At 44.9% G+C, this 25,013-nt stretch carries 26 protein-coding genes; 12 read left to right on the top strand and 14 right to left on the bottom strand.

Going from position 1 to position 25,013, the window contains the following annotated elements:
• Positions 1-13: 13 nt before the first annotated feature.
• Positions 14-2,920 (bottom strand): glycoside hydrolase family 3 N-terminal domain-containing protein, encoded by a 2,907-nt coding sequence (locus ABDK00_RS18105; RefSeq protein ID WP_346235917.1) that lies wholly within the window; start codon positions 2,918-2,920, stop codon positions 14-16.
• A 264-nt stretch (positions 2,921-3,184) separates the two neighbouring features.
• Here ABDK00_RS18105 and mutL point away from each other — a divergent pair, with 264 nt between their 5' ends.
• The 5 genes from mutL (at position 3,185) to ABDK00_RS18080 (ending at position 9,162) form a co-directional block, all read left to right on the top strand.
• The gene (mutL, locus tag ABDK00_RS18100) at positions 3,185-5,029 is read left to right on the top strand and encodes a DNA mismatch repair endonuclease MutL (protein ID WP_346235918.1); all 1,845 of its coding nucleotides are present in this window, start codon (positions 3,185-3,187) and stop codon (positions 5,027-5,029) included.
• Between the two features lie 96 nt (positions 5,030-5,125).
• Positions 5,126-5,905 carry an alpha/beta hydrolase gene (locus ABDK00_RS18095; RefSeq protein ID WP_346235919.1) on the top strand — a complete coding sequence of 260 codons (780 nt, stop codon included), beginning with the start codon at positions 5,126-5,128 and terminating at the stop codon, positions 5,903-5,905.
• A 30-nt stretch (positions 5,906-5,935) separates the two neighbouring features.
• Complete coding sequence (locus ABDK00_RS18090) at positions 5,936-6,595, top strand: CBS domain-containing protein (protein ID WP_346235920.1); 660 nt, start codon at positions 5,936-5,938, stop codon at positions 6,593-6,595.
• A 42-nt stretch (positions 6,596-6,637) separates the two neighbouring features.
• On the top strand, positions 6,638-8,155 hold the full coding sequence (locus ABDK00_RS18085) for a POTRA domain-containing protein (protein WP_346235921.1): 1,518 nt from the start codon (positions 6,638-6,640) through the stop codon (positions 8,153-8,155).
• Positions 8,156-8,280: 125 nt separating this feature from the next.
• Positions 8,281-9,162: an NAD kinase gene (locus ABDK00_RS18080; protein WP_346235922.1), complete on the top strand. Its 882-nt coding sequence runs from the start codon at positions 8,281-8,283 to the stop codon at positions 9,160-9,162.
• On the opposite strand, the gene ABDK00_RS18075 is transcribed toward ABDK00_RS18080, so the two are convergent.
• The 5 genes from ABDK00_RS18075 to ABDK00_RS18055 form a co-directional block, all read right to left on the bottom strand.
• Complete coding sequence (locus ABDK00_RS18075) at positions 9,159-10,670, bottom strand: sulfatase (protein WP_346235923.1); 1,512 nt, start codon at positions 10,668-10,670, stop codon at positions 9,159-9,161. The two genes, ABDK00_RS18080 and ABDK00_RS18075, sit on opposite strands and share 4 nt — an antisense overlap.
• Positions 10,671-10,731: 61 nt before the next feature.
• Positions 10,732-11,004 carry a hypothetical protein gene (locus ABDK00_RS18070; protein WP_346235924.1) on the bottom strand — a complete coding sequence of 91 codons (273 nt, stop codon included), beginning with the start codon at positions 11,002-11,004 and terminating at the stop codon, positions 10,732-10,734.
• 151 nt (positions 11,005-11,155) lie between these two features.
• Positions 11,156-11,584: a hypothetical protein gene (locus tag ABDK00_RS18065; protein ID WP_346235925.1), complete on the bottom strand. Its 429-nt coding sequence runs from the start codon at positions 11,582-11,584 to the stop codon at positions 11,156-11,158.
• Positions 11,585-11,705: 121 nt separating this feature from the next.
• Entirely contained in the window at positions 11,706-12,320 is a 615-nt protein-coding gene (locus ABDK00_RS18060) for a ribonuclease HII (protein WP_346235926.1), read from the bottom strand.
• Complete coding sequence (locus ABDK00_RS18055) at positions 12,304-13,230, bottom strand: diacylglycerol/lipid kinase family protein (protein WP_428400353.1); 927 nt, start codon at positions 13,228-13,230, stop codon at positions 12,304-12,306. The genes ABDK00_RS18060 and ABDK00_RS18055 overlap by 17 nt, the downstream gene beginning before the upstream one ends.
• A 127-nt stretch (positions 13,231-13,357) precedes the next feature.
• Here ABDK00_RS18055 and ABDK00_RS18050 point away from each other — a divergent pair, with 127 nt between their 5' ends.
• The gene (locus ABDK00_RS18050; RefSeq protein ID WP_346235928.1) at positions 13,358-13,705 is read left to right on the top strand and encodes a phage holin family protein; all 348 of its coding nucleotides are present in this window, start codon (positions 13,358-13,360) and stop codon (positions 13,703-13,705) included.
• Between the two features lie 117 nt (positions 13,706-13,822).
• On the opposite strand, the gene ABDK00_RS18045 is transcribed toward ABDK00_RS18050, so the two are convergent.
• Complete coding sequence (locus ABDK00_RS18045) at positions 13,823-14,239, bottom strand: Fur family transcriptional regulator (RefSeq protein WP_346235929.1); 417 nt, start codon at positions 14,237-14,239, stop codon at positions 13,823-13,825.
• Between the two features lies 1 nt (position 14,240).
• Entirely contained in the window at positions 14,241-14,852 is a 612-nt protein-coding gene (locus tag ABDK00_RS18040; RefSeq protein ID WP_346235930.1) for an SCO family protein, read from the bottom strand.
• 155 nt (positions 14,853-15,007) lie between these two features.
• On the opposite strand from ABDK00_RS18040, the gene ABDK00_RS18035 reads away from it, so the two are divergent.
• Genes ABDK00_RS18035 through ABDK00_RS18025 form a run of 3 tightly spaced genes read left to right on the top strand, consistent with a single transcriptional unit; the run spans position 15,008 to position 17,525 of the window.
• A complete protein-coding gene (locus ABDK00_RS18035; RefSeq protein ID WP_346235931.1) occupies positions 15,008-15,271 on the top strand; it encodes a phosphopantetheine-binding protein in 264 nt (87 codons plus the stop codon).
• Between the two features lie 7 nt (positions 15,272-15,278).
• Positions 15,279-16,469 (top strand): beta-ketoacyl-[acyl-carrier-protein] synthase family protein, encoded by a 1,191-nt coding sequence (locus ABDK00_RS18030; protein WP_346235932.1) that lies wholly within the window; start codon positions 15,279-15,281, stop codon positions 16,467-16,469.
• A 30-nt stretch (positions 16,470-16,499) separates the two neighbouring features.
• Positions 16,500-17,525 (top strand): beta-ketoacyl synthase chain length factor, encoded by a 1,026-nt coding sequence (locus tag ABDK00_RS18025; protein WP_346235933.1) that lies wholly within the window; start codon positions 16,500-16,502, stop codon positions 17,523-17,525.
• 55 nt (positions 17,526-17,580) lie between these two features.
• On the opposite strand, the gene ABDK00_RS18020 is transcribed toward ABDK00_RS18025, so the two are convergent.
• From ABDK00_RS18020 to ABDK00_RS18010, 3 genes are all read right to left on the bottom strand, one after another.
• Positions 17,581-18,666 carry a metallophosphoesterase gene (locus ABDK00_RS18020; protein WP_346235934.1) on the bottom strand — a complete coding sequence of 362 codons (1,086 nt, stop codon included), beginning with the start codon at positions 18,664-18,666 and terminating at the stop codon, positions 17,581-17,583.
• Between the two features lie 74 nt (positions 18,667-18,740).
• A complete protein-coding gene (locus tag ABDK00_RS18015) occupies positions 18,741-18,944 on the bottom strand; it encodes a hypothetical protein (RefSeq protein ID WP_346235935.1) in 204 nt (67 codons plus the stop codon).
• A 162-nt stretch (positions 18,945-19,106) separates the two neighbouring features.
• Positions 19,107-19,907: a prolyl oligopeptidase family serine peptidase gene (locus ABDK00_RS18010; RefSeq protein WP_346235936.1), complete on the bottom strand. Its 801-nt coding sequence runs from the start codon at positions 19,905-19,907 to the stop codon at positions 19,107-19,109.
• A 183-nt stretch (positions 19,908-20,090) separates the two neighbouring features.
• Between ABDK00_RS18010 and ABDK00_RS18005 the strand changes: the two genes are divergently transcribed.
• From ABDK00_RS18005 to ABDK00_RS17995, 3 genes are read left to right on the top strand one after another with little or no spacing between them, the layout of a single operon-like run.
• Complete coding sequence (locus tag ABDK00_RS18005) at positions 20,091-21,104, top strand: aldo/keto reductase (protein WP_346235937.1); 1,014 nt, start codon at positions 20,091-20,093, stop codon at positions 21,102-21,104.
• Positions 21,105-21,117: 13 nt separating this feature from the next.
• Positions 21,118-22,131, top strand: coding sequence for a zinc-binding alcohol dehydrogenase family protein (locus ABDK00_RS18000; protein ID WP_346235938.1), 1,014 nt, complete (start codon positions 21,118-21,120; stop codon positions 22,129-22,131).
• A gap of 44 nt (positions 22,132-22,175) precedes the next feature.
• Positions 22,176-22,763: a TetR/AcrR family transcriptional regulator gene (locus ABDK00_RS17995; protein WP_346235939.1), complete on the top strand. Its 588-nt coding sequence runs from the start codon at positions 22,176-22,178 to the stop codon at positions 22,761-22,763.
• A 33-nt stretch (positions 22,764-22,796) separates the two neighbouring features.
• On the opposite strand, the gene ABDK00_RS17990 is transcribed toward ABDK00_RS17995, so the two are convergent.
• From ABDK00_RS17990 to ABDK00_RS17980, 3 genes are read right to left on the bottom strand one after another with little or no spacing between them, the layout of a single operon-like run.
• A complete protein-coding gene (locus ABDK00_RS17990) occupies positions 22,797-23,162 on the bottom strand; it encodes a 3-hydroxyacyl-ACP dehydratase (RefSeq protein ID WP_346235940.1) in 366 nt (121 codons plus the stop codon).
• On the bottom strand, positions 23,125-23,928 hold the full coding sequence (locus tag ABDK00_RS17985; protein ID WP_346235941.1) for a polysaccharide deacetylase family protein: 804 nt from the start codon (positions 23,926-23,928) through the stop codon (positions 23,125-23,127). Before ABDK00_RS17985 ends, ABDK00_RS17990 begins: the two co-directional genes overlap by 38 nt.
• Positions 23,922-24,947 (bottom strand): beta-ketoacyl synthase chain length factor, encoded by a 1,026-nt coding sequence (locus tag ABDK00_RS17980; RefSeq protein ID WP_346235942.1) that lies wholly within the window; start codon positions 24,945-24,947, stop codon positions 23,922-23,924. Before ABDK00_RS17980 ends, ABDK00_RS17985 begins: the two co-directional genes overlap by 7 nt.
• Between the last annotated feature and the right edge of the window lie 66 nt (positions 24,948-25,013).

Raw genomic sequence — 25,013 nt, 5'->3', positions numbered from 1 at the left:
GCTGTTGCCGATCTTACCGGGCTACGCCCATGGCGCGATAAAGTGCGTCCTGGATGTTTTCCCTGATATGATAAGATCCCAGGCGCGGGTTGTTGCGTGTGGGATAAACCCTGTTGGAAAGAAAAATGTAAATGATATTGTACTTCGGATCGACCCAAACGCAGGTGCCTGTAAAGCCCGTATGACCATAGGTTTGCGGCGAAGCCAATGCCGATGGATAAGGGTTTTGGCGCGTGTCATTATCCTTTTCGGGTTTGTCGAACCCGTAAGCCCGGCGGCTGATGGACGAATGGTAGGCTGTAAAGTCGTTGATCGTTTCCCATTTTAAAAACCGCCTGCCGTTGAGCTCTCCGCCATTAAGCAACATTTGGTATAATTTACCCAGGTCATAGGCCGTCGAAAACAGTCCGGCATGGCCGGCGACCCCGCCGCCCAGGGCAGCGCCCTCGTCATGAACCGTACCCTGAATCAATTGATTCCTGAATCCGAACTCCCGCTCCGTCGGCACAATATCTTCTACCGGGAAACGCTTTAATGGCAAATAGCCGGTGGTTTGCATGTGCAGAGGGATATAAAAGCTGTCCCTTACATACTCATCAAGCGGTTTACCCGAAATGCGCTCTACAATTTTTCCCAAAAACCAGAAATCGTTGTCGCTATACACATATTTTCTTCCCTGCGGTACTACGGGGCTTTCCAAAATGGTTTTCCAGATGGTATCCTTCCAGTCGTTTCTGATGTATAACCCGTTGGCGACCTGGGTTGTGAAGCCAGGCTCGGAGTAGGCGCGATACAGCTCGGGTTTGGGATTGCCCGATTCATCGACGGTGGCCCGGTAAAAAGCGATAAAAGGCACCATGCCCGCCTGGTGCAAAATAATATTTTCAAGCGTCAGGTTCGCCTTATTCGTTCCCCGGGTAAAAGGAAGGTAGTCAACCAATTTTTTTTTTAAATTGATCTTTCCCTGTTCTACCATTTTCATGATGGAAACCGTAACGGCCGAAATCTTTGTAACAGAAGCCAGATCGAAAATGCTGTGGAGCGAAGTGGCAGCCGAACTATCATATTCATAGCTGCCAAAAGCTTTGTGATATTCGATCTTACCATCTTTGGCCGCTAATATAACGCAACCGGGATAGGCTTTTTTTTTAATACCGTCAAGCGCGATGGAGTCTACTGCCGCAAAGCGTTCATCGCCAATGGGCGATAAATAGCCAAAACCCGAAGGAGCCGCTACTTTGCCCGCGCCTACTTTGAAGTTACAAACACTTACCGGCAAAGTGCCCGTTGCTGAAAAATCTCCGCGCAGCCAATCGGCAGCGGCGTTTTGGAAAACAGCGTCGTCTTCATAACAAACGGCGAGCGATTTTGCCTGGCAAAAATTGCGCAGCGCCAGCGGGTTGCCGAAAACAAGTGTTATGGCATTATCTTTATTCAGCGCGTACCAGCTGCGGATGGCGGTTTGCGATATACCATAATTGGTGCTGCCTTTTCTAATGCCGATATCATGAAAGCCGATAATTACATCGTCGTATTTCCCTTCGTTAATGGCTTTTTCAACGGCGCCGCCCCTGCTGGCCGGGTCGCTGTATCTGATATAAAAAACGTCTGCATTAAAATCTTCTTTTAGCCTTTTGCCGAGCGCTTGAGTAGATCCGTTGCCGAAAGCCACGTAGGCTATTTTGCGTTCTTTTTTAAGCGGCCAGGAGAAGAAATCATTTCTGAAAGTGGACGGATTGGCCATTGTAAGCAGGGTTAATGACTTTTGCGCCACCTGCCCGCGCAAAGCATCCGTTTGGGCGTTCAGGTCGCTGAGCAGGTTAGTTAAATCAACGGGTTGTAAACGGCTAAGCCCCAGGTCATATTTGGCAAGCAACACTTTTTTTGTTTTCTGCTCAATGTCTTTCCACGACAACCTCCCTTTTTTGATAGCATCTTTCACTGCTTTGATCGTTCCGGGCACGCTTTCGGGCAGGCAAAGCATGTCGTTTCCGGCAATCAGCGCTTCGACCGCAATGGTGCCGCCGGGAAAATATTTAGCCACGCCCTTCATCTCCAGTGCATCCGTAAAAGTCAGGCCCTGAAAGCCCAGCTCTTTCCTCAACAAGCCGTCGACCGCATTTTTCGAAATAGAAGTAGCGCGATTTTTTCCCGCATCAATCGAAGGAACCGACAAGTGGCCGACCATCACGCTTTGAACACCGGCCTTGATCAACTCTCTGAAAGGATAAAGTTCGAGGTCTTCCAGTTGCGACCGGGTTTTATTGATCACCGGAAGATCGAGATGCGAATCAACTGCTACGTCGCCATGCCCGGGAAAATGTTTGGCCGTAGCCATAATGCCCGCGTCCTGCATGCCCTTCATAAAGGCAACGCCGCTTTTGGCCACGCGGTATTTATCTTCTCCAAAAGAACGAAAACCAATAACCGGGTTGTCGGGGTTATTATTTACATCTACCACCGGGGCGTAATCGACATGAACGCCCAACCTTTTATGCTGTTCGCCTATGGCTTTACCCGTTTTATAAATCAGCGAGGCGTCGGTTACGGCGCCCAAAGTCATCGCATAAGGATATTTGATAACGCTGTCGAGCCGCATGCCCAGGCCATATTCCCCATCAATGGTGATCAGCAGGGGCGTTTTTGCAAAACGCTGGTAATAATTGGTCAGCTGGGCCTGCCTTACAGGGCCTCCCTGAAAAAAGCAAAGCGAGCCGACATTATATCTTTTGATATCATTCAACACTTTTTGTTCGATACCTTTATTGGAATAAGCACGGATAATGATCAATTGGGCAATGCGCTCGTCCGGGCTCAGTTTTTTATAGGTTTGATCTACCCATTGCCGGGCTTCGGATGTTTGCGCGTCTGTTCTTACAAAAAAAGCAATGAGGAGTAGTAAAAAGTAGATTTTTTTCATTTAATATTTATTATCAGTATTAAATACGCTTTCGAGATACGGGGAAGAGCGCTATAACAAAACAAGGGTTGCCCCGAAGCCTTAAAAATAGAAATAATCGCGAGAATATTTCATGATGCGCGGGAAAACCTGTCAGAAAAAAGATTCCGGTCTTTCCTATGCAATTGACGGACCAGAATTTTGTAACCTGTCGCGCATGCGGGCGCGTTTTTCACAACTCGGTTTTTTCGCCGTACCTTTGCCTGTTCAAAAAAAGAATAAAAGTTGCCAGATCAGATCGTTTTATTACCGGATAATATTGCCAACCAAATTGCGGCCGGCGAGGTGATTCAGCGCCCCGCCAGCGCTGTGAAAGAATTATTGGAAAACGCAGTGGATGCCGGAGCGACCGAAATTAAATTGATTGTGGTGGACGCAGGGAAAGCCCTGCTGCAGGTGATCGACAACGGTTCGGGCATGAGCGAAACCGACGCCCGCATGTGTTTCGAAAGGCATGCGACCTCGAAAATAAAAAAAATAGACGATCTGTTTCACATTAAAACAATGGGTTTCAGAGGAGAGGCGCTGGCGTCCATTGCGGCGGTAGCGCAGGTAGAGCTTAAAACGAAAAGAGCCGCTGACGAGGCGGGCTGCCTGCTTGAAATCGAAAACAGCGTGGTAACAAGGCAGGAACCAGTGGCCACCCCCGACGGCACGAGCATCGCGATGAAAAACCTTTTCTTCAACGTGCCGGCGCGGCGAAATTTTTTGAAGAGCAACGCGGCTGAAATGCGGCATATTGTGGATGAATTCACCAGGGTCGCCATGTCTTTCCCGCATATTATGTTTTCGCTAACGGCCAACGGCCAGCAGGTTTTTTATCTCGAGAAAGGCACGCTTAAACAAAGGATTGTGCAGTTGCTGGGCAATCACTACAATGCCAAAATGGTAGCCGTCAAAGAAGAGACCGATTATATGAACATCTATGGGTTTGCCGGCAAGCCGGAAACGGCTAAGAAAACCCGGGGCGACCAGTATTTCTTTGTCAACAACCGGTTTATCAAAAGCGCTTATCTGAATCATGCGGTGATGAACGCCTACCAGGAAATGATTGGATCTGACAGTTTCCCCATGTATGTGCTTTTCATTGAAATAGATCCTGAACAGGTAGATGTCAATGTGCACCCCACCAAGCAGGAAATAAAATTTGAAGACGAGAAGATCATTTACGCCTTCGTTCAGGCAGCCGTAAAACATGCGCTGGCGCAATTCAGCGTTACGCCGACGCTCGATTTTGAACTCGATGCCTCCATACAGCAACTTTCTTCCGTAAGCCAGCCTTTTACCAGCGGCCGCCGCGAAGAAGCCAGCGCATCGCCGCTTTATAAAGGATTTACGCAAAAGAACCAGGCGCATTTTATAGAAAGGCCTGCTGCTTCCGAACTCAAACACTGGAAAGAGTTTTATGAACCCATAAAAAAGGAAGAAGCGTTTTTTGAATATGAAAAAACGCCGCCGCCGATGTTTGGGTCGCCGCAGCGTCAAAATAATTTTCACGTTGATGAGCACACCGAGCTATTACAAGTACTCAATAGCTATATTCTTTACCCGGCTGAAAACCGGTTCCTGCTCGTCAACCAGCAGGCTGCCCATGAAAGAATCCTGTATCAGCAAATGATTGCTGCGGTAGACGGGGCGCCCATCGCCACGCAAAGCAGCATGTTTCCGGCCACGCTCGAAATGTCGCCGGCGGATGCGGTTTTACTGAATGAGCTGCTGCCCTATTTTAAAGTATTGGGATTCTTGATAGAGCCTTTCGGAAATAACAGTTTTGTTATCCAGGGAACACCGGCCGACTTTGACAGCGGTAATGAAAAGCAAATTATCGATTTCACAATTGAGCAATACAAACACTTCAATTCAGAAATCAAAATCTCCAACCGGGAAAAGCTGATCCGGTCGCTGTCCCGGCAAAGAGCCATCAAAACCGGCACCCGGCTCACCGAGCGCGAGATGAAACAGCTGCTTTCTGATTTATTCAACTGCGAACCTTTCAATATGGCGCCGGACGGTAATCCGACCTATCTCGAATTTAAACAGGAACAGATTGAGCGCATGTTTGGAAAGTGATTTGTATATTTATCAAAATAAATCAAAATATAACTGCCAATAATTGAGGATGATTTTGTAAAATCAATATATTAGCGGCGATAATATAAGTTAGTAATGCAGTACGAGATAAAGCAACACGATAAATTCAGCTATATTGAAGAGGGCGAAGGAGAGCCCCTCGTGTTGTTGCATGGTTTGTTTGGGGCGTTGAGCAATTTCAGGTCGCTGATCGATTTTTTTAAACAATATAACAAGGTGGTCGTGCCGATGCTGCCGCTGTTGGATATGGATATTTTACATACCAGCGTGAGCGGATTGGCAAAATATGTGCACCGGTTTATCGAGTTAAGAGATTATAAAAATATTCATTTGCTGGGCAATTCGCTCGGCGGCCATGTGGGCTTGGTTTATTTATTAAAAAATGAAAGTAACCGCGTAAAAACGGTTACGTTAACCGGCAGCTCGGGCTTGTTTGAAAGCGCCATGGGCGACAGCTATCCCAAACGCGGCGACCGTGAGTATATCCGGAAAAAAACAGAATATACCTTTTATGACCCCGCAATGGCGACCGATGAATTGGTGGAAGAGGTGTTCTCGATCACCAATAACCGCCTCAAAGTGATCAAGATTATTGCCCTGGCGAAAAGCGCCATTCGAAATAATCTGGAAAAAGAATTACACGACATTAAGATTCCGGCCCTGCTGATTTGGGGTAAAAATGACAATATTACCCCGCCGTTTGTTGCCGAAGAATTCCACAAGCTTCTTCCTGACAGCGAATTACATTTTATAGATAAATGTGGTCATGCACCGATGATGGAAGTTCCGGACGAATTCAACAGCATTTTGCTTAATTTTCTAAAAAAACATTCGGTTATTGCAACAGAAGCCTGATAAGTGGAGTCTTAGAATAAAATAGGCATTATGTTAGTCAGCAACTTACCCCTTGAAAATCTTCCTCAAGTAAGGCTATCCGACAAGATTTATTATGTGCTGCAATTGATGAGTGAATATTTGGTACATGAATTGCCTGTGGTGGATGGTGAAGTGTTTAGAGGAATCGTTAAGGAGGAAAAACTTTTAAGCGTAGATGAAAATATGAAGGTGGCTCAACTCGAGCCAGACTTTCTGAATGTTTGTGTCCATGCCGGCGATCATTTGTTGAAAGCTGTGTCGCTGGCCGTTACGCTCAATTTAAGTGTGCTGCCCGTTGTCGATGAAGAATCGAAAATAGTCGGAACCATCGAAACAAGGCACTTATTGCAGGATATGGCTGACTTCATGGATCTTAGCGAACCGGGGGCGTTGATTGTACTGGAGGTAGATACGGTTCAATATTCTTTTTCCGAGATCAGCCGCATCGTAGAAAGCAATGACGCGCAGATTACCCAACTCAACACTTCGAAAAATATAGAATCCGGCCTGATGCGCGTTACCCTGAAAATAAATAAACTCGAAGTGTCCGATATCGTCGCTACCTTTCAGCGATACGAATATCATGTAAAATATTATTTTGGTGAGGAGCTTTATTCTAATGAATTAAAAAGCAATTATGAAAACCTGATGAGTTATCTGAATGTTTAGCCTGCCACATTATAGTATGTATAGTTGTTTTTGTGATTGAGAATGCCCTGGTTAAAAAAATACTTGCTGTGGCTGCTTCTTTCAACGGGCAGTTTTTTATCTGTTTGCGGACAAATAGATAGCACCGGGTTGTCTGTGGTTGACTCGGCAAAAACACCCTCTCCCACCGGTTCCAACAATTTTTTGGTAGATAGTATCATCCGCTTATATCCTGATAGCTCCATTGTGGTGCGCCACATCAACTTTATAGGGAATAAAAAAACCCGGCGTGTTATCATGCTGCGCGAATTGCCCTTCGCCGAGGGCGACTCCATTAAAATCAGCGAAATGCCAGCCCTGCTGTCTCAAGCCAAAAGGCAGCTGCTCAACCTTTCTCTTTTCCTTATTAAAGATTTTGATATAGCCGTAACCAGCAATAGGGCCCCTTTCGTTGACATTACAATAAAAGTAAAGGAGCGATGGTACCTTTTGCCGCTGCCGCACCTGAAACCTATTGACCGCAACCTGAATGAATGGCTTTTTGAAAGAGGCGCCAGCGCTTCGAGGCTCGACTACGGCGTTAAGCTCATGTATGACAACGCAACGGGCAACAATGATAAACTAAGGTTTTACTTTGTAACCGGCTACACCAAGCAACTGTTGCTCAGCTATAACCGGCCTTATATCGACAAAAACCTGAAGTGGGGCATGAACATGAGCCTGGCTTTAGGAAAAACCCACGAGATAAATTACGGAACCGGGCGCGTAGGCGACAGCGCCAATCGCCAGCTTTTTTACAGCGATCGCAATGGCTATCCCAGAAACTTTTTTGAAGGCGCTGTTGAACTTTTTTATCGGCCAGCGTTTTTTACGCGCCATGTGTTTGGCCTGGGCTATAACACGCTTCGGGTAGCCGATTCAGTGATCCTAAAGAATCCCTATTATTTAAACCACGGTGCAACCAGTCTTAAATATCCGGAGATTTACTATAAGCTTATTTATCAAAATCTCGATTATATTCCATACCCGACCAAAGGGTATGCCGGAGAAATCTATCTTTTAAAGCAAGGGTTTAACAGCAAGATGAACGTATGGCAACTTGCTGTCAAAGGACAGGGAAGCTGGCATTTAGGCCAAAAACTTTTTTACAGCATCTCCGCGCTTGGCTCCATCCGCGTTCCCTTCGATCAGCCTTATGTAAACTCGCAGCTTTTGGGCTACGGAGACCTGAATTTACGGGGGTATGAACCCTATGTAATCGATGGCGTCGCCGGGGGCATTGTGAATGCCACACTTTCCAAACAGCTGGCCAATTTCAGTCTCAACCTGCCATTGCCAAAAGCCATAAAAAAATATACTTCAACGTTGATCCCGCTTAAAATTTATGGAAAAGTTTATGGCAACATGGGCTATGCCCACAATCCGCAACCCTGGGCCGGATCCTTAAGTAACCGCATGCTTTTTGGTGGCGGTTTCGGATTGGATATTTTCACAGACTATGACTTTACCCTTAAACTTGAGTTCTCGTTTAATCAGTTAGGTCAAAACGGTCTATATTTACACAAGAAGACATTATATTAACTTCTTATCAAATAGCCATTTAAAATACTTCATACTGAAAAGGATAATTATTTTAGGCTATGCCGCGTCTGCCCACAGGCATGTGACCGTAAAAAACAACAAAAAATAAAAACTGAAATATACGCATGAAAGTAGCTGTATATAGCCGGGGAATTGATGCCGAATCATACGCCGACGTAAAGAGGTTTTTTGAGGAATTAAAAAATTACCGCTTGAAATACGTGGTTTACACGCCACTTTTTGAAAGCTTAAAGCCTCATGTTAATCTTTCCGATCATACGCCCACTTTTACGACTGCCGAAGAGCTGGACAAAGATGTTGAATTTATCATCGGGCTTGGCGGCGATGGCACCTTATTGGACACGATCACTTTAATTAAAGACAAGCCCATTTCTATTATGGGCATCAACTTCGGCCGTCTGGGTTTTTTGTCAAGTATCGGCCGCGATAACCTCACACTGGCCATTAAGGCGCTGGCGCTTCGAACCTATATCAGCGAAAAAAGATCGCTGGTGCATGTGGACGCCGATATGCCGCTTTTTGGTGATATGCCCTTCGGCCTCAACGAATTTGCAATTCATAAGCGAGACACGGCTTCGATGTTGAAGATCCACACATTTATCAATGGAGAGCTGCTCAATACCTACTGGGCCGATGGCCTTATCGTTTCTACACCCACGGGTTCTACCGGCTACTCGCTGAGCTGTGGCGGCCCCATTGTATTTCCCGATTCAGAAACCTTTGTTATCACGCCTGTTGCGCCGCATCACCTCAATGTGAGATCTTTGGTGGTGAACGATAACAGTATCATTTCTTTTGAAATCGAAAGCCGTTCGGATGAAATTATCTGTGCGCTGGATTCGCGCAAAGAAATCATTTCGAAGAATGTTTCGCTGGCCGTGAGAAAAGAAAAATTTACTATCAATCTTTTGCGGCTCAGCGAAAACAATTTCTTACACACTATTCAAACTAAACTAATTTGGGGCCTCGACAGGCGCAACAATTAGATCTGTTTATGGAATAAAACTTCGGCTTCGTTGTCCTTATATTTTTTGATCAGGCCGATCAGGTCCTTTTTTAGCTTTTTGACAAGACCGGCAGATGCGGGTTCGTTGTAGATATTGTGAAGTTCATCCGGATCATTTTCAAGATCAAAAAGTTCCCAGGAATCCACCATATCATAAAAACGTATCAACTTATAACGTCCTGTTTTAAGGCCAAAATGAGGGGAAACGGAATGTTCGCCTTTTTCATAATAGTGATAATACATGGCATCTCTCACTGTCTTTTTCTTTCCTGTCAATAAAGGATAAAAAGAAGTACCCTGCATTTCAGCGGGAATTTTTGTTCTGGCCAGTTCCAATAAAGTCGGGGCGATATCAATATTCATCACGTCGCCATTCACTTCAGAGCCCGGTTGGATCACGCCCGGAAATTTGGCCATCATCGGCGTTCTGAAAGAGGGCTCATACATAAAACGCTTGTCAAACCAACCGTGCTCGCCCATATAAAATCCCTGGTCTGACATGTAGATCACAATCGTATTTTTAGAAAGGCCGTGACGGTCGAGATAATCTAAAGTGCGCCCGATATTTCTATCAAGCGAAGCCGCCGTTGCGAGGTAGTCTTTCAAATAGCGTTGAAACTTCCATTCAATCAGGGCTTTGCCCGAAAGGTTTTTTTCTTTAAACGATTTGTAAATGCGATCATAGTAAGCGTTCCAGGCGGTTTTTTGTTCCTCTGTCATCCGGTTAAGAAATGCCGGCCTTTGGTTTTCCTCAAACATTTTCAGGTCGTAGCCCAGGCGCATCGTTTTATCGATCGTCATGTCTTGCACGGCTGCTGCCTGCCGGCTGCTGTAATCGTCGTAGAAAGTGGGCGGTGTGGGGAAGTTCACACTGTCAAAGCGGCCGAGGTCTTCAATGGCGGGCATCCAGGTGCGATGGGTGGCTTTGTGGCCGATTACCAGGCAAAATGGTTTTTGAGCATCGCGCTGATCCAGCCAGTCTTCAGCCAGGTCTTCGATGACGTTGGTTACGTATCCCTCGTATCTTTTTTTAGTATTACCGGTTTGCAGAAAATCGGGGTTGTAATATTGCCCCTGTCCCGGCAGGATGCTGTAATAGTCAAAACCCTGCGGCGTGTTTTCTCCCAAATGCATTTTCCCGATCCATGCGGTTTGATAGCCGGCCTGTTGTAGTGCTTTAGCAAAGCTGTTTTGGTTAAAATCGAAAGTAGAACGATTGTCTTTAAAACCATTTTTGTGGCTGAATTTTCCCGTCAGGATGCAAGCGCGACTGGGCCCGCAAATGGAGTTGGCCACATAGGCTTTTTTGAAAATGGCGCCCTCGTTCGCAATCCTGTCGATCGACGGCGTTTGCGCCAACCGGCCGCCGTAAGCGCTAATGGCCTGGTAGGCATGATCATCGGAGATAATCAGGACGATATTGGGTTGCGCATAAGCAGTAATAAATTGAACAAAAAGCAATAGCAAAAGCAAAGTATATTTTTTCATCCGATAAAAATAAAAAAACACCGGTATAAGTTACCGGTGTTGAAAAAATTATCCGAAAAAATTATGGGCGAAAGGGAGCCGGAGGCGCCGGAGGAAGCGGCGGGTGCTTTGGCGCTGGCGGGCGGGGCGGCAAAGCCGCTTTCCGGTGCTTGCTTTTGCTGAAATGCTTTGCTCGGCCTTTATGAGGGGCCGCTTTTTTCTTTTTAGACAGTTGCTTAACAACCTCTTGCGGAGATGGCGGCAATGGCGGCCGCGGTGGCGTTCGTTGCGCTACGGCTTCGATGCCGTGGAAAGAAAAAAATAGCAGCGCCCATGCGAGTATTAAATTTTTCATCGTTATCAATTTAAGGTGTGTGGATTTATTTCCTAACTGTTTTCAAAGGGTGTGCCACGGCGTTTTATTAATTGTTAATTTATTTTCGGGCGGTTATAAAAAATCCCGCCACAGCGGGCGGGAGAAATCATGAGTTTCATTTCTGTGCCATTTATTCCTCTTCTTCTTTTTCTTGTTTTTTCTTTTTAAAAGGATTGGGCGGCGCCGGGCGTTTATCTTCCTTTACTGTTTTAGCATCCTTGTCATCGCCGTCTGCGTCTTTTTTCTTTTTAAAAGGATTAGGTGGCGGGGGTGGCTTAGGCGGGCCGCTTCTCTCGGTCTTTTCACCTTTATCTTCCGCTTCTTTTTCCGCTACACGTTTTTCGTGTTCGCCTTTCCAGAAATCGCGCTGGGCGCGGCCAAAGCGCCGCATATCTTCTTTCCTGCGCTCATCCCGTTCTTCGGCAGTTTCTTTCTTTTTTTCAGTTTTTTCGGCTTTTTCTTTTGTTTCTTTGGGCTCTGGTTTTTTGGTGGTTTGAGCGCTTGTATTATTAAAACCTACCAATAAACTCAGCGTCGTAATAAATAGGATTTTTTTCATGTTTATAGGATTTTGTTATGTTTCCATATGTGTTGGTCGAATATGTCGCGGATATTTGAATTATAAAATTAAACAATTCAAATCTTTAATCAACCCCATTCGCTCATTTTGGCGATGCAGGCTATTCAAAACAGCTCAGTTGAGGCGCCGTGATCTTAAAACTCTTGCGATGATGAATGCATATGCCATGCGCTTCTATAGCTGTCCGGTGTTCCAGCGTTCCATAACCTTTATTAGCGTGCCAGTTGTAGTGAGGAAAGTCGGTATGTAACCGGCGCATATATTCATCCCGATAGGTTTTCGCCAGAATGCTGGCGGCGGCGATATGTGCATATTGACTATCGCCTTTGACGATGCATTGATAGGGGATTTTTTTGTAAGGAATAAAATAGTTTCCATCTACAGAAATAAACTCGGGTGCAACGTTTAAGCCGTCGAGCGCGAGGTGCATGGCTTTTTGAGATGCTTTCAGAATATTAATGGAGTCGATCTCTGCTACGTCAACCATGGCAACGCAATAGTGCAGCGCCTTTTGCTGAATGAATATTTTTAGTTCTTCCCGGGTTTTTGCAGGCAACAGTTTGCTGTCGTTCAGTTGTGGATGATAAAAATCGGGCGGTAATACAACGGCGGCAGCAAATACCGGCCCCGCGTAGCAACCCCGGCCAGCTTCGTCGCATCCGGCATCTATGGCGTGTTCTTTAAAATAGTTATGTAGCTTAACGGCTTCCCGCATGTTCGTTTGTTTGAGGCATTAGTAATTTGAAGCAGGAGGGCACCACTTCAATCTGAAGTTTTTTAGCGGTCGGAACAGGCTCTCCATCAATATGTAAAGGCGCTTCGTCATAATTACTAATGCCAATTTCGTTGGTTTGAAAATAAATAACACTTTTATTTTCGTCTATGTTTTCTTTTTTCTGCAAATCATTCAAGCCTCCTACCTGGATCATTGTATTATAAAGCATCGTGAGCTTCGACTGGTCGGTGACGATAACAACATCTACCATGCCATCGTTCAACCTTGCTTTAGGCGCTATCGTAAAGTTGTTGCCAAACTGGTTGCTATTGGCGATACTGATAAAATATGCATCCGTCAAAAAAGTTTTATGATTGAGTTTGATCTTAAAACTATATGTTTTTGCGGTTAAGAAATTGCTGAATACTTTTTTTACATAAGTCGATAAACCGCGCTGGCCCGCCTCCGAAAAATCATGAGCCACTTTTGCGTCAAATCCGACGCCGCATAGCATACAGGCAAAGCTTTTATTAACGCGAAAGCCGTCTACTGCGGCAGCAAAGTTACTAAAAACAACGGCAAGCGCTTTTTTTGCGGTTTTTGGAATGCCGGCCCCAAAGGCAAGCCCATTGCCTGAGCCCGACGGGATAATGCCAAATTGAACGGGCATATCCATCAGACTGTCAACAACCTGGCTTACAGTGCCATCGCCGCCAACGATAATGATGTCTGTAATGCTGCTCTCCAGAATAGTATCTTTCAAGAAAGCATAATCACCATTGGCAACCGAGGGAAAGAATTGAAAAGGAATGCCTGATCTCAACGTTTCCGCCGCGATTACATTTTGAATAGCGTCCTTAGAACTAATGCCCGACACCGGGTTAACGATATATATCATTTTTCGTTTCACGTTGCAAAAATATTTGTGCGGCGGCATATTTGAAGAATGATGTGAATGTGATCTAAAAAATTACAATAAAATAATAATATCCTAATTTAGCTAATCCTTGAAACGAATGTTATAAATTGAAAGTCAAATGAATTTTATTCTCAAAGTCCTCATAACCGGCCTCATTGCATATCTGCTTCAACACATACTGAGCGGTGTGCATTTTCAGGATATGAAAACTGCGGCGCTTTTTGCATTGGTGTTGGCCTTGTTAAATGCGATAGTGAAACCGGTGTTGGTGATTCTTACCATTCCTGTGACGGTGTTAACATTGGGCGTTTTTCTTCTCGTGATCAATGCCTGTATGGTGTTGCTGGCGGAAAGTTTTTTTCAGGGCGCCAGGGTAGATGGTTTCTGGTGGGCATTGGCTTTCAGCATTTTATTGTCGATCGGCTCCTCAATTTTATACTCTCTTGTGGGAGGGAAGAAGGAATAACATTTTTTTTGCTAAAAACCAGTAGATTTTTTTGCAGATTTTAAAAAATCGTTTTAATTTAGTGGTTAGTCAAAACATTAATCAGAAGTCCTGACGTGTCTACGTCAGGGCTTTTTTTTACGAATGACAGTTTTTACAAACACCTTTTGCTACCACCTCCAGTTCGGACGAAAGATATCCTTTGGGTAAGTTAATTTTTGGCGTTACAACATCATCAAGGCAATAAGTATTGTGACAGATATCACATACGAAATGAACATGGTGGTCGTGATGATGCCCTTCCGAGCAATCGTTTTTACATAGCGCGTATTTGATCGTATTATCGGTAGACGGAATCGTGTGGATCAGGCCCTTGTCCACAAACGCCTGTAACGTTCGGTAAATGGTAACCCGGTCAAAATGGGCCCCGGCATTCTTTTCAATATCGGCATGTGCAAGGGCGCCCCCGCTGTTTAAAAACAACTGAAGTATTTTTTGACGCCCCGCCGTAACGCTTAAATTATTTTCTTTTAAAATTGTTGCAACATTTTTCATGTCAGGCAGCTTTTAATTCCTTTTCGATATCCTTTAGTAACTGATCAATTTCTCGTTGTTTTAAACCATCATAAATTTTAATCACTTCTCCTTTTTTGTTGACCAGCGCCCAATACTGAGTGTGCAGAAAATCATCTTCCGCGCTGGTGAGATTGTTGGCCGGATCATCAACCGAATAGCTTAGCCGGGCCATATTGTAGAGGCTATCCTTACGTCCGGTCAGGAAGACCCATTTTTCTGTATTTACCTGCAGCGAGTCCGCATAATGTTTTAATTGAGCAGCGCTATCCGTTTCAGGGTCGCAGGTATAAGACAGAATACGGAAGTCGGGCTCATTCTTAAACTTAGCGTATACCTGCTTCATATTGTCGTTCATCATCGGACAAATACCAGGGCAGGTAGTAAAAAAGAACTCGGCAACATAAACTTTGCCTGCGACATTGGCTTCTGTAAAGGCGTTGCCATTCTGGTTGGTAAAACGAAACGGCGCAACCTTACTGATGGGCTCCAGCTTTCGATCGTTATAACCGGGAATAAACCAGGATGCAATCCCGTAAAACACAAGCGTCAGTATTCCAAAAAAAACTAAATAGTAGATGACTTTCTTTCGCACAATAATCTTTTTTTATACAACAAAAATAATTGTCAGTTGTTTACGCCGCAAAGTTACGTCCGAATCTGCTGACGGGCGGCCCATAGTTTCATAAAAATGGGCAATTTTGTCGTGAAGTTGTTATTTTTGAGACTTAAGACTTTTAAATAGGCAACATGGAAAAAGAAGCGCTGAAGCAACAGGTTAAAGAACAGATCGTTAAATTTCTGAACCTCAATACGGTGAATCCTGCCGATATCAAGGATGACGAGCCTCTGTTTGGAGAAGGCCTTGGTTTAGATTCTATCGACTCTATCGAGCTGATTGTGATGCTTTCCCGCGAATATGGCATCAATATTCAGGATCCCAAAGAAGGACGGAAAATCTTAACCAGCGTGAATACCATGGTGGATTATATCGAGGAACATCGCACAAAATAAATTTTTCGTGAGCCGAATTGTAGTCACCGGTATTGGTATCATTACTGCCCTTGGAGATACGGCTGAAGAAAATCGCAGCGCCCTTCAACAGGGAAAAACAGGTATCGGCCGGGCCCGCTTTTTTGAAAGCCGGTACACAAAAACGCTACCGCTGGCCGAAATCAATATTTCAACCGAAGCCCTTGCAGAAAAACTGCATATTGATCCGCTTGCTGCAACGAGAACAGATTTGCTGGCACTCCACAGTGCGCGGCAAGCCATCGCAGATGCCCAATGGTCGAATGAAACATTGCAGAGCAGTAAGACGGCTTTGATTGGCGCGAGCACGGTGGGCGGCATGTGCCTCACCGATGAAATGTATGCCGACGCGAATGCAACGTCTTCCAATGGCTCGGGCTACTTACAATCCTATTCAAACAGCGCTAATACCAGCTTTTTACAGCAACAGTTTAATGTTAAAGGTATCGTCAACACTTTTAACACGGCTTGCTCCTCTTCAGCCAATGCTATCATGTATGGCGCAAGGCTGATCAGAAACGGCATGGCAGATCGGGCGATTGTGGGCGGTGTTGACAGTCTTTCAAAATATACTGTCAACGGGTTTAATGCCCTTATGATCTTGTCGGATCAATTGTGCCGGCCCTTTGACGTAGAAAGAAAGGGACTGAACTTGGGCGAAGGAGCGGCATTTCTTATCCTCGAAAAAGAAGAAGGCGCGCTGGAAAAAAACAAATATGCGGTGGTGGCTGGTTACGGCAACAGCAACGATGCTTTCCACCCTTCCTCTACGTCGGCCGAGGGCGAGGGACCTTATCTTAGCATGAAGCGTGCGCTTGACAGCGCCCGGTTACAGCCCGGGAACATTGATTTCATCAATGCGCATGGTACGGCCACGGAAAACAATGATGAAACTGAAAGCGTAGCGATGCAGCGGCTTTTTGAGACGGTTCCTGAGTTCGCCAGTACGAAATCTTATACCGGGCATACATTGGGCGCCGCAGGCGCAGTAGAAGCGGTTTATAGCATTTTAAGCCTGCAGCACCAGGAAGTATATCCGTCGTTACATTTTGAAAAAGAAATTGAAACAACAAAGCTGACGCCCGTTGTTTCTTATAATAAGCGCGATCTATCGCATATCATGTCAAACTCTTTTGGATTTGGTGGAAACTGCACTTCACTGATATTTTCTAAAGTTTGAGCAAACAAGTTTTAGCCCCATACCCGATTCATGTACATTCATCGTCATACCTGCATATCGCCTCAGCCCACGGAAACCTCTTTTTTGGAAGCCGTGACGCCTTCTGCCGAAGGAAAGTTACGTGCGATAGAGCCCGTGCTCGAAGGTGTTCCCCCTTCCATGCTGCGGCGCATGAGCAAAGCGGTCCGGATGGGCATTGGCGCAGGGCTTCCGCTTCTGAAAGAAGAAAATATCGACGGCATCATCGTTGGAACCGCTAACGGCGGCATGGAGGATTGTATCAACTTTCTGAACCAGATTATCGACTATGAGGAAGGCCTTTTAACTCCGGCAAGTTTTGTACAAAGCACACCCAATGCCATTGCGGGGCAGCTAAGCCTGATTACAAAAAACAGGGCTTATAATGCCACGCATGTTCACAATGGGCTGGCTTTTGAAAATGCGCTTATAGACGCCAGTATGCTTATCAAAGAAAACGCGGGGAAAAGTTATCTGGTGGGCGGCGTTGACGAAATATCTTCCTATAACTACAACATCGACCGGCTGGCCGGCTGGTACGATACACAAAAATCAAACGCTGATTTGTATATGGCCGAAACGAACGCAACCATTGCGGGAGAAGGCGCTGCGATGTTTGTGGTAAAAGATGATGCCCGGGAGGCTGTGGCAAAACTTGAAGCGGTTGAAATCTTTCACACTACCCACAAAGACGAAGTTGAAAGCCGCTTTAGAAGTTTTCTTTCAAATGAGGTTGCCGATGTCAACCATACCATTTTTATAAGTGGAGAAAATGGTGATCGAAGATTCCTGCCATTTTACGCGACCTGTGAATACGCAATTGGTTCGTCTATTCCTGTCGTGCGGTATAAACATCTTACCGGCGAATATCCTACCTCGTCGTCATTTGCGGTTTGGCTGGCTTGCCGGGCGCTCGCCAACCAGGCGCTTCCTGATAAGCTATATAAAAACGAACACAATCTCACCCGTATCGATCAGGTGGTGATTTATAATTTGTATCAGGGAAGGCAACATAGTTTTATGCTCCTGAAAAAATAAAGGTATGGTTTTGAAGGGTTGAAAAATTTGAACCAACATTCAGCCGAACTTTGTCTTAAACCAAATCCGCAAGCCTTTTTTCCTCCAAAACAATTCTTGAAGCCTTGTCTGTTTTGCTCTGCCATTTTACAAGGCGAATAAAGCCTCCTTCTATTTCTATGCCGGTGATATCGCCATCAGAAAAACAGCAGCAACCCGTGTTGAAATAGCTGGGTTTTACCTGTGAAAAATCTTCGGTGATGGTGTCAAAACGTTTCTGATAGGTCTTTACTTCATCATTGATTTTGGCGATAAGAGTCACGTCCTTATTCGTTTCAGCCATTTTCATCTGACGCCGCAAGCGCTCAATATGTGTCAGCGATTCAAAAACGGGTTGGTGGGTATGGCCGGTTACCAGCAACATATTTTTTTGAGAGGCGCTCCATTCGTACATGATTTCATTATGCAATGTTTTTTTGAAAATATTATTAGAAGGCTCGTTGGGGTTGATATGTAAGTAAGACTGAAGCGGCGCCCATATCCGGGCAATGAAGAATTTTGTAAACCAATTACCATCGCTGTTAGCATCGCCCTGGTGGCCATGCGTGCAAAATATTTGCAACGGCGCTCCTTCGACTTCTGTGGTCAGTATAACGCCTTCATAAATTTTTACCTTTTTTTTGTAAATATTTTCGAGTTCGAAAGAGGCCAGCGGGTCGTTGGCCCAATAGAGGTCGTGGTTACCAAAAATTTTTATAAAGGCGTTTCGGGATAGAAACCTGCCTTCAAGTTCGAAACAGGTTTGATAGGCTTTTTTGACCTGCCAGAAAAGATTTTCCCAAAGCTCTTCGCAGTCGCCAAGGTTAATGAAGCAAAAGCCTTCGTTATTGTAATACTGCAAAGCTGCGAGATAGCTGGTTTCCGCGGCTACAAAATCATCGGCTCCGTTGCGGTTGCCTTTATGTTGATCAGAAAATATAATAAAGCGGCCATCAAAATCTTCAAAAGGGACGATGCATCCTTTTTTCCCGGGATCGTCAATGATGTGGGCATGCAGTCTGGTTAAAGCGTCGTAAATTTTTTCTTTATCAGGTCTTGAAGCAAACTTTTCTGACAACCATAAAATTGGTCGCCGAAGTAAGTATTGCAAAAATTTACGCATCGATGGTGTTATAAAATCGCTTTGGCTTAACTAATTTTTAGCGTTTGTAATATAAGCAGATTTCAGGAGAGCCATTAATAAACCGGTCCGTACCGCAGTTTATTGCGTTTAGAGCGAGCCGTGTTAGGATAGATAATATCGTGCGCAGTTTCATAACCTTCTTCGGCGGCTTGCGACAACCTGCGCATCGATTTTTTCTGGCGCACTTTGCAGGCTACGGTCGTTGCAGCAACACCGATCACCATTAGTCCTATCAATCCTAGAGTACACTTCTTCATTCCAAATAAATTTTTCCTAATAAAAAAATAGCGGGGGCATCGTTATATAGAAACGGGCTCTGAACTAAAGCAAATTACATACCGCTTTAGCATTAACACAAATTTACTTAAAAAAGTTTTTTGTGCCGAACTAAAATAACACATTTTTAAGGCAGCAAAAAATCAGAATATACCCAGGCAGCGCCGGCGTTTTTGGCTGAACAGCCACTCAAGCAGGCCCGGTTGGGCAAACGTTGCATCCCAGCTGTTATGGTTAGCTTCAGGAAATAATGTAAACTTAACATCTACCTTATTTGCTTTCATTGCTGCAACCATTTTCTCTGAGTATTGCGGAAGCACCACATCATCTTTTCCTCCGTGAAAAACCCACCATTTAGTCTCTCGCAAATTTTTTGCAATGGAAGGATTGGCGCCGCCGCAGATAGGAATGGCTGCCGCAAAAGTTTTCGGCATCCGGTTGACCAATTCAAAAGTGCCCATACCGCCCATGCTTAAGCCCATTACGTAGACCTGTTTTTTTTGAATGCGGTAAGTATCCATCAATTGCTTCATCAACTCCATAACCAGGCGCATAGGAGTTGTCGGCGAACCTCCTACCTGAAAATCAAAATGCCTGTCTTTGCCCGCGCCTGCAATTTGAACATTGCTCCAATAAGAAGACTGGCTGCATTGTGGAAACACAATAATGGCGGGGTGTTGCTTTCTGTTTGCTTCTTTAAGAAACAGGTTGCCACCATGCGTTAATTGTTTGTTGTTGTCGCTGCCCCGCTCGCCTGCGCCATGCAGAAAAATAATTAAGGGATATTTTTTTGTGGCGTCAAAACCCTCGGGCAAAAGCAGGCGGTAGGGTAATGTGTCGGCTGCATTGATATAATATTTTTTTTGATAAGCGTCGAAAGGCTGGGCTTGCAGGACGTTGCCAGCTGTAATTAGTAAAAAGGCCAATAAAAATTTTTTATACATAGCTTATGTTTTGATAATTTTTCTTTTTCGGAAAACAGGGAGTAGCAAGGAATATACCGGCAATTTACAAATAGGTGGCTATTAAGTATTATAATTTTTTTGTCATCATTTATTTAAGATTGAAGTTATCTTTATGCCCCTTTTAAAGAATCATTAGGCCATCATCATTTATTTTTAAAACGTATGCAGATCGAATTACCAAAAGTTATATCAGGAACCACTTCGCTGGGAAATATTTATAAAGAAATGCCTTTTGCTGAAAAGACGGCGATTGTAAAAGCCTATATCGATGCGAGCCCTGGCGTCCCAATGTTTGACAGCGCCGGCAAGTATGGCGCGGGCCTGGCGCTCGAAGTGCTGGGGCAGTGCCTGCAGGAATTAGGTATTGAAAAGTCAAAAGTGCTGATCAGCAATAAGCTGGCCTGGGTGAGAAAACCGTTGACAACGCCCGAGCCTACATTTGAGCCCGGCGTATGGCATAACCTTAAATACGATGCAGAGCAGAAGATCAGCTATGACGGTATCCTGCACTGTTTCGAAGACGGAAACAACTTGTTGGGCGACTATGAATCTCAGTTTGCTTCAGTGCATGACCCGGATGAATATCTCGCGGCAGCGAAAAATGAGGCCGACTACGAAAAGCGGTATCATGATATTCTGGAAGCTTATCGCGCACTGGCTGAATTGAAAGCTAAAGGCGTTGTGGCCGGCGTGGGAATTGGCGCGAAAGACTGGCGGTCGATAGAAAAGATCTCAAAAGATGTAAAGCTGGACTGGGTGATGATCGCTAATTCTTACACCATTTACAACCACCCCAAAGAGCTTGTCGATTTTATTGAAAACCTTCATCAGCAAAATATCACGATTATCAACTCGGCGGTGTTTCATGGCGGGTTTTTGATGGGCAGTGATTTTTTCAATTACACAGAACTTCATCCCGATAATCCGGAACATAAAAAATATTACGAGTGGCGGGATCGCTTCAATGAAATTTGCAAAGCGTATAACATCAACCCTCCGGCTGCTGCAATCTATTTTGGCCTGCACGTGCCGGGCATAAAAAGTATTGCTTTAAACAGCAGCAATCCCAACCGCGTTCGCCAAAATATTGAGATGGCCAACATTGAAATTCCTGCGGCGTTTTGGAGCCGGATGAAAGAAGAAGGACTTATTGATCAAAATTACCCGCACTTATAGAACTATTTGCAAAATGAAAACTTTAGTTTGTACCATCCCAGGCCAATTCGAATATCAAGACATCGCCGCGCCCACTGTCGAAAAGGATCATGCTTTAATAAAAATTAAAAACATTGGAATTTGCGGAACCGACCTTCATGCTTATGAAGGAACACAGCCTTTTTTTAATTACCCGCGCATTTTGGGGCATGAGCTTTCAGGTGAGTTGATCGACTTTGATAACGCGCCCGGCTTTAAAAAAGGAGATGCAGTGTCTGTTATTCCTTATTTCAGTTGCGGAACATGTATCGCATGTCGCAAAGGAAAACCTAACTGCTGTGCCAATATTCAGGTGTTTGGAGTTCACGTGGATGGGGGTATGAAAGAATATATCTCTGTTCCTTCAAAATATTTGCTGCATGGTGAAGGGCTTGGCTTTGACGAACTTGCGCTTGTCGAGCCGTTGGCGATAGGGGCTCACGGCGTCAGGAGAGCGGGCGTGCAGGAAGACGATTTTGTTTTGGTAATTGGCGCCGGCCCTATTGGTTTGGGAACGATGGAGTTTGCCCGCATCGCAGGTGCGAAAGTGATTGCGCTCGACGTAAATGAGCAACGGCTACGGTTTTGCAAAGAAAACCTGAACATACATGCCACTGTAAATGCAATGGATAGCGATGTTGTACAACAACTTCAGGAAATTACGGGTGGCGATATGGCTACCGCCGTTATCGATGCAACCGGAAATTTGCGGGCAATCAATAACGCGATCAACTACCTGGCCCATGGTGGAAATTATGTGCTCATCGGCCTGCAAAAAGAGCCCTTTTCTTTTAGCCATCCGGAGTTTCACAAAAGAGAAACGACGTTGATGAGCAGCCGTAATGCCACGCGGGAAGACTTTGAGCACGTCATTAAAAGTATGAAAGCAGGGAAAGTAAATCCCAAAACTTATATTACGCATACGATCGGGTTTGATCAGCTAAAGGCCGAATTTGAATCCTTGCTGGATCCTGCCAAAGGCGTTATCAAAGCAATGGTGCACCTGTAAATAGTTCCTGGAAAGAATTGAGAGAAAAGACATAGTTTTGAAATATGGGTACGACGGCTCGCAAAAAATCAGCAAAAAAGGAAATCATTCTCAAAACGGCAGCGTCCATGTTTAGGGAAAAAGGATTTGCCGCTACTTCCATGCGCGACCTCGCTGAGCAAATAGGTATTGAAGCCGCCAGTCTTTATAACCATATCCAGTCTAAGGCCCAGATTCTTGAAGAAATTATCGGAAGTGTTTCTGATGAATGCCAACTCCATTTGACCAATCTCGACCAGTCTAAAAGCACGGCTTTGGAAAAGATCGAGTCGCTTATCCGTTTTCACACAAAAATGATGATGAACCGCTTTGAAGAGTATTCGGTAATGGTTAGCCAATGGATGCACCTTGAAGGGGAAAAACTCACCAGCTTCGCGATGCATCGCCGGGACTATGTGAAAAAAATGGAAGCGATCGTTGAGGAAGGTATTGAAAAAGGTGAATTGAAATCGCTGATGCCCTACGTGGTTGTATTAAATATCCTGTCTTCTGTTCGCGGACTGGAGTTTTGGCAGCGCAGCGCGAAAACCCACACCGCGCAGGAAATGGAGGATAATATCGTTGTGCATCTGATCGGCGGCATTAAACGATAACGCCCTTTCAAATTGCTTCTCTGACAGGAAGCGTTAAACAATCGTAAACGTCCCGTTCATTTTAAGAAATATTTTCTCCTCCGATTGCAACACCGCATTGCATGCAACTTCTTTTTCGTCCAGATCATATTTAATATTTACCTCAATATTATTTATCGATCGCGGATCAACCATCTGTAAAAACTTGCATTGAGCAGCCGCCGATAATTGTAATTTTTTTTGAACGGCTTGTTCGAGCAACTCTTTGACGATTTGCACCTGGCAAACACCGGGCAAAACAGGCTGATTAGGAAAATGGCCTTCAAAAATCGGATGCGCCGCATTGATTGACAGGGTGGCCGATAGCGCTTTGCTATCGCTATTAAACTGCGTTATTTCGTAAAGCTGTTCTACCAACATAGGGTTGTAAATTTAATAATTGATCGAGTGGCACAATTTCGTAACCTTCAGATCGTGCATGATGTATAAAATCAGGAAGTATATCGGCTGTAACGCCCGCAGAATCGTGAAATAAAAAAATGTGGCCGGGCTTTAACGCACGTTTTAATTTGTCAAGCAAAGCTTCTTTATCTCTGGCTACCGTGTCCATCGATCTGACGGTCCAGCCGATAACCGCGTAATCCATCTGTTCAACTGCTTTTCTTAAATTCGGCGTTGTAACACCATAGGGCGGCCGGAACCATTTTACATCCTGGCCGATTGTTGTTTTGATCAGTTCGTGTAGCTGCTTTAAGTCTTTGGTCATAGCTTTTGCCGAAAGCAGATCAAACCAAAAACCATGCGCGAAGCTATGAGAGCCAATGCTGTGGCCTTCTTCATGAATCCGTTTCAGCAAATCGATGTTGGCAGCGGCATTTTTTCCGATACAAAAAAAAGTAGCTTTGACGCCCTCAGCGCGCAGCATTTCTAAAATACGCGGGGTGTGTTTGGGCAATGGCCCGTCGTCAAACGTGAGCGCAATTTTTTTTTCGTTAATGCGCGCCCGGCAAATAGTAGGAATAAAAAATTGAGAATTCACCCGGTAGCTTCCCAGGAAAAGCGCCAGCAGGTAGGCAATAATCAAAATGCCATAGCAATAGACGGGCAGAAAAATAAAAAAGTCAATCGCAACAAGCGCCAGCATCAGCATCCCAAAAATGATATTGGTGAGCCTGAAGTTTAACATGCGGAAAGGCAATAGAGCGACGGGTATTGCAAAAGATAATTGTTATAAATCAAAATCCTTTTTACCGGTTGATCCTGGTAAGTTCCGTTTTTCAAAATATGCGCAGCCATCCAAAAGGCAAAGGCGGTGGAAGTGGGGTATTCCCCACAAAACTGCTTGTAGGCGGCCGTCTTCTTATCTTCAAAACGGGATGCCATAAGCTGCTGGTAGTGCGCCTCTTCGCTGATGTCGCCGTTTTGGCCAGTGATGATCAAATCGATATCAGAAAGATTCAGATCGTTTTCATCAAGAAAGCCGTCGATGAAGGAAGTTGCATCGATTGTTTTATAGCCTGTTTTAAAAGCGCAAAGTTGCGCAAGTGCGTTCTTTTTTTCATTCGCTATGGAAAAAAAAGCGGCGCCCTCGCCAGCCATAGTCCCTTTAGTGCTGCTTTTTATAAGCGATGAACTTAGCCCATCTTTTTTGTATAAACCGAAGCGATTTAAAATTTTAAAGCTGTGTTCGGTGAGCTCATCGGCGGCGCCAACCAGAACGTTACCGGCTTCGCCTGATGTTAAAAGAGATGCAGCATCGGTGAGGGCCGCTTCAAACGATGATCCGCGGTGCACATAAGTATTGTTGTAATGATGGCATTTGAGCATCAGCGCTATTTGAGCCGCAACGGTGTTGTGAGTCGATTGAATAAACGCGGTTGGCGACAAGAGGGTTTCTTTAAATTCAACCATCCGGCTTAAAAACTGATCTGTATCTGCCAGGCATCCGTAAGCGGTGCCTGTGATAATGGCGTCAGGCATGTCGATAGATGCTTGCTGCAACGCTTCCGAAGCCGCGGCTACGCCCATTTTAATGATCCGGCTCATTCTGCGAATTAATTTCGGATCTACATATTTCGCATAGTCGGGCTCTACGCAGGCAAACCTGACGCCGCTATACACTTGAGGCGCCGCCAACATTGCTTCAAAGGAAGACTGGGGCGACACAGCACTGGCCGATAAAATATATATGGACGTTTCAGGCATACTTAACAATGCAACGAAATTATATGAAATGACAAATATACCGGCGATGCAATTATTAGCAATAAA

Origin of the sequence: Niabella insulisoli (assembly GCF_039652435.2) — a bacterium.
In the GTDB taxonomy this organism is placed as follows: Bacteria; Bacteroidota; Bacteroidia; order Chitinophagales; family Chitinophagaceae; genus Niabella; species Niabella insulamsoli.
Note: the sequence above shows the minus strand (reverse complement) of the source record. Positions and strands in the feature narration are given on the sequence as shown.